The following is a 5,641-nucleotide window of genomic DNA, read 5'->3' as shown; positions in this document are numbered from 1 at the left end:
TTCCAATGCCCTCAAATATGAGCTTGAATTGGAATTCAAAAAGAATTTCAACAGCAGTTTAACCCTGGTTTTCGATGTTATCAGCGTATCCAGCATATTAAAATCGAGTAACAAAAGTACTCATTTTTTTATTAACCAAAAATTTTTTTTAAAATTCATTTTCTTTTTCTGTTTCTTTTTTCCTACGATATTCACAGTTTAATGATACCAAAAAATTAGGGTTATGGTTTTAGCATCCTGATTTGATGAACAATCTGAATGCTCGGAGCAGCTTCAATCAGACGAAATCCTTTGCCATTTAATATTTCCTGATAGGAAACGGTATGCAGATCAGTAAATCCTTCAGAAAATTCAAATTCTTCTCCATCAATCTTCAAGGAACGAAATGTTCGTAATCCTTTTTGTCTGGCTATCTCAGGAACATCCTGATAATCAAGACTTAAAAACCAATTGACGCGGGCATTTTCAAATTCAAGGTAGCCAGAAGCTTTGTTGTGAGCTGAATGAAACACTTTATTCTCCTGAACATCACCAAATATCCATGCCAGCATGTCGAAAAAATGTACGCCAATATTGGTTGCCACACCTCCCGATTTTTGTATATCCCCTTTCCATGAAAAGAAATACCACTTCCCACGGCTTGTAATGTATTTCAGGTCAACCTCATACTTTTTATTGCTTTTGTTGTTCAGGACTCTTTCTTTCAAAGCCATGACAGCAGGATGGAGACGTAGCTGCAATATGGTATAAATATTTTTCCCGGTTTCTTCTTCCAGCTTGCAAAGAGCATCCACATTCCATGGATTCAATACAATAGGTTTCTCGCAGATGGCATGAGCCTGATTTCTCAAAGCCATGCGGATATGAGCATCGTGGAGATAGTTTGGAGAACAAATGGAAATATAATCGACAGGATTTCCACTACGCCTGAGCTTGTCGAGATGACGATCGAACCGTTCTGGCTCAGTGAAAAAGTCAGCATCAGGGAAATATGAATCAATGATTCCCACACTATCGTTGGGGTCAAGGGCAGCAACGAGTAAGTTCCCTGTGTCCTTTATGGCCTTCATGTGGCGTGGGGCAATATAGCCGGCAGCACCGATCAGAGCAAAGTTCATATTTTTTAATCAGTTATGAGTTATGGGTAATGGGTAATGAGTGAATAGTGAAAACTAACCATTTTATTTAAGTTTTTACAAAGATTTTTGCTTCAAATATCTTATTAAACCAAGGATCAATTTTCTTTCAACTTCAATTTTAATAAATAATTCATTATTCGTTATATAGTTAAGGTTTTCAGAAATAACTAGCTGAGTTTCCAACTCTGAAACAGATCTCAACGTAAAATAGAGGTATTGAATGAACTCCTTTTTTGAATTTCGACCTGCACCTTCAGTAATATTTGATGCTATTGAAACTGCTGATCTTCTAATTTGGTTAACAAGTAAAAAATGATCTTCCTTAGGGAATGAGCCGGTTTCCTGATATACAAATTTGACCGAATCAATTGATTCTTTCCATGCATCCAGATCTTTGTGGGTTTTCATTGTATATCTGTTAATTACAACCTTTTACTTTTAACACTTAACAAATCACACATTACTCATCACACATCACAACTTTGTCACTTTTTCACCTTCAAGATAATATTTCTCACCACTCTCAGGGCAAACAGCAATTCCCAGATCATTAAAATGAAGTCGATGTCCATATTCTGACATCCAACCAACATGTTTTGCAGGATTACCAACCACAAGTGCATAAGCGGGCACTTCTTTGGTTACCACTGCTCCTGCTCCTATGAAGGCAAATTCGCCAATGTTGTGCCCACAAACTATGGTCGCATTGGCACCGATAGAGGCTCCACGCCTGACTATGGTCGTCACATATTGCCCTCTCCTGTTGACAGCAGATCTTGGATTTACGACATTTGTAAAAACCATTGAAGGGCCTAAAAAAACATCATCTTCGCAAATAACGCCCGTATAAATAGAAACATTGTTTTGCACTTTCACATTATTACCCAGAATCACACCGGGCGAAACCACCACGTTCTGACCAATATTGCAGTTTTCCCCAATTTTACAACCACTCATAATATGACAAAAGTGCCAGATTTTTGTCCCCTGACCAATCTCAACATTTTCATCGATGATGGCTGTTTCATGGGCAAAATAATTTTTCGACATAATTTAAATTTTAACTATAGAAAAGAAAGAAATCAAGTTTTTTATGCAATGAAATGTTTTTCATCATTTTAAATCGCTTAACTATTTTCTCTTTTTACATTCAACAATCCCTCAGATTCCCCTTATAGCAGTCATTAACTTACTATTTTCTTTAAAGTTTTGAAAAACCCAACAAACTTAATAAGAACTAATATTCTTCTTTTTACTAATGGACATTTAATAGCTTTGTATGAATGAACTACTATCAAAAATAACATTCACTCTAAACGTAAAATTCAAACAAAATATCATCTTTTCAATTTTCAAAAGCATTTTCACGAATAGCTTTTATCAATAAACAGTTTTATTTTTTCGCAAATGTAATTCATTTGCTCCTCGTCCAGTTCAGTATGCATTGGAAGGGAGATAACCTCCTTACATAATTTTTCAGAAACAGGGAAATCTCCTTCCTTAAATCCATAAGGTAAAAAAGCCCGCTGAAGGTGGAGTGGCACAGGATAATAAATCATGGCCGGAATCCCATTGATCTTCAAATAGTCAATTAATGCTGTTCTGTCGCAATTTCTCAACTTAAGCGTATATTGATGAAATACGTGGGTTGTGTAAGGGGCAATATATGGGGTAACAATACATTCAAGATGTTCAAAAGTCTTATTGTAGAAATCTGCAGCCTTCTGTCGGGCAGCAATATATTCATCCAAATGCTTCAATTTGACTTTTAAAATAGCAGCCTGAAGCGTATCAAGGCGTGAATTAACACCTACCATGTCATGATAATACCGGACTTTCATCCCATGGTTGACGATCATGCTTATTTTTTCAGCAAGAGCATCATCATCCGTAAACAAAGCGCCTCCATCCCCATATCCACCCAGATTTTTTGAGGGGAAAAAGGAAGTACATCCAATATGACCAATGGTTCCGGCTTTTTTGATTGAACCATCTGAATAGAAATAATCAGCTCCGATAGCCTGTGCATTATCTTCAATGACAAAAAGATTGTATCGTTCAGCAATTTTCATAATGGACTCCATATCAGCACATTGTCCGAAAAGATGAACCGGTACAATTGCTTTAGTTCTGGGTGTAATTGCTTTTTCAAGCAATTCAGGATTCAGATTAAATGTGTTTTCCTCAACATCCACGAAGACAGGCTTAAGATGAAGCAAGGAAATAACTTCTGCAGTAGCAATAAAAGTAAAAGGAGAAGTGATGACTTCATCTCCGGGCTTTAAATTCAGTGCCATCATGGCAATCTGAAGGGCATCCGTTCCGTTGGCACAAGGAATAACATGCCTTGCACCCAGATATTCAGCAAGGGCAGAAGAAAATTCATGCACCTGTGAGCCATTAATAAAGGAAGTATTCTGAAAGATTTTTGCAAATTCCCTATCTATTTGGTCCTTAATATTAAGGTATTGGCCATAGAGGTCAACCATTTTAATTTCTTTCACAGGAAAAAGAATTAAATTTTCAACAAACGGTTCAAAACTGAAGTTTTCTTCTTTTCGGCACTTTCGTCATAATAACCATGCCCATAACCATAACCGTAGCCATAACCATAGCCATAACCGTAGCCGTAACCATAGCCATAACCGTAACTATATCCGTAATAACTGTCTTCGACTTTTATATCATTGATCAACACACTGATGTGGTCTATTTTATTCCGCTCGATTTCTTTTGCAATAGAAGAAAAGACTTTTTTCAAGGTATAAGCCTGACGTACAACAAAGAGTTTTGCATCAGAATATTTCATCAACAAATAAGCATCCGTAACAATTCCCAAAGGTGGAGAGTCGATAATGATGTAATCATACATCTCCCTCAGTTTGGCAAAAAGCAAGTCAGTTCTTTCAGACGCAATTAATTCAGAAGGATTGGGTGGAACAGGGCCGGCAGAAACCAAATCAAGATATTCGAGTGAGGTATGCTGAATTATTTCATTGATATCGCATTTGTTTGACAGATAAGTGCTTATCCCGCTGATATTGATCAGGCCAAAGTCCTGGTAAATTTTCGGTTTTCTAAGGTCAAAACCCATTAGAAGGGTTTTTTTCCCATTTAAGGCAAAAATGGAAGCCAGATTCATGGAAACAAAGGTTTTACCTTCACCTACCACTGAAGAAGTTACCAGAATAGTTTGTTTGTCTTTCCCTTCAGAATAATATTGAAGATTGGTACGAATGGCACGGAATGATTCAGAAATAGCCGATTTAGGAAAGTCTTTTACAACAATACTTGATTTCTTGGTATTGTGAATAATATGACCAATGATAGGCATGTTTGTATTCCTCTCAACTTCCTGCCTGTCGATGATACGGTCGTTCAGCATTTCTTTGACAAACACAAAACCAACAGGGAATAGCAAACCTAATAGAAGCGCAATGGATAAATTTTGCTTTTTCTTAGGCTTTTTCTGCTCAACCATGGTAGGTGGATCCACTATTTCATTTTCACTGACGGTAGCAGCTTTGGCTATCTGAGCTTCTGATTGCTTTTCAAGGAAGAAAGTGTAGATATTTTCATTGATTTTGTATTTTCTTTCGAGATTCAGCAATTGAAGTTGAGTTTGGGGAAGATTCACAATTTTTGTACTTTTGGTTGAGATACGGCTTTCCAGATCACGTAAAGAAATGTTGGTTGCATATACCACATTATCAATACTTTCTATAATTGTTTTTTTCAGTTTTTCAATCTTACGGTTGAGATCATCAATGAGGGGACTTTTGGCATTGGCTGTAAACATCAGGGCATCCCGCTCTTCAATCAAGGCAATTAGCTGAGTAATCAACTGTGACAGAAGGGGATCTTCTATCCCCAAAGTTGCCGGAGCAACAACTCCTTTTAAATCCTTGCTTTTCGAAATATAGTCTTTCAGGTAATTGTAATATTTGAGCTTAACCATCAGTAAGGTTTTCTGGTTATCCAGCGAGAGAACATCTTTCAGAATGTCTTCACTTTGAATTTCAAGATCGAGTACATTGTTGTTTCTTCTGAATTCCAACAATTGACGCTCCGTCTGAGCCAGAGAATCTGAAATAATTCGCAATTGTTCATCAATAAAATTAATAGTATTGATGCTGGTTCTGTTTTTATTTTCTATTTCCCTTTTAATATATGCCTTGGCTACCTCATTGAGATAAGCCACCATTTTGCTGATGCTGTTTCCTTCGGTAGAATATTTGACTACCGAAGCTCCTTCGATTACCTGCTCGTATTCAATAGCAGGTGGCTCCATTTCGTCCACATTATTGAAAATGAAAAAGTAATTCTGTCCAATAACAGAGTTATCAAAGAGCCCATTTTCTCCAAGAATTTTAAACCTGAAATAAGGAGATTCTACCCATTGACCTACTTTGAACTCTTTTTCAAGTTCAAATTCGGGGAGCATTCCTTTCTTTTCTTTGGTTCTGTAAATAAACAATTCCAGATTTTCACCCCTTGTTTTC

Annotated in this window: 5 protein-coding genes; all 5 read right to left on the bottom strand. The window is 36.8% G+C overall.

Translation table 11 applies throughout. The features are described from left to right. Positions 1-221: 221 nt before the first annotated feature. On the bottom strand, positions 222-1,118 hold the full coding sequence (locus GX437_10210; protein NLJ08031.1) for a Gfo/Idh/MocA family oxidoreductase: 897 nt from the start codon (positions 1,116-1,118) through the stop codon (positions 222-224). A gap of 75 nt (positions 1,119-1,193) precedes the next feature. Continuing rightward, positions 1,194-1,547 carry a four helix bundle protein gene (locus GX437_10205; protein ID NLJ08030.1) on the bottom strand — a complete coding sequence of 118 codons (354 nt, stop codon included), beginning with the start codon at positions 1,545-1,547 and terminating at the stop codon, positions 1,194-1,196. Between the two features lie 66 nt (positions 1,548-1,613). Continuing rightward, on the bottom strand, positions 1,614-2,189 hold the full coding sequence (locus GX437_10200; protein NLJ08029.1) for an N-acetyltransferase: 576 nt from the start codon (positions 2,187-2,189) through the stop codon (positions 1,614-1,616). Positions 2,190-2,503: 314 nt separating this feature from the next. Further along, positions 2,504-3,628, bottom strand: a complete 1,125-nt coding sequence (locus GX437_10195; protein NLJ08028.1) for a DegT/DnrJ/EryC1/StrS family aminotransferase — start codon at positions 3,626-3,628, stop codon at positions 2,504-2,506. 26 nt (positions 3,629-3,654) lie between these two features. After that, positions 3,655-5,641 (bottom strand): polysaccharide biosynthesis tyrosine autokinase (locus GX437_10190; GenBank protein NLJ08027.1); only part of this gene is annotated, 1,987 nt, incomplete at its 5' end.

The organism is Sphingobacteriales bacterium (assembly GCA_012517435.1).
Classification (GTDB): domain Bacteria; phylum Bacteroidota; class Bacteroidia; order CAILMK01; family JAAYUY01; genus JAAYUY01.
This window is presented reverse-complemented; position numbering and strand designations above follow the sequence as displayed.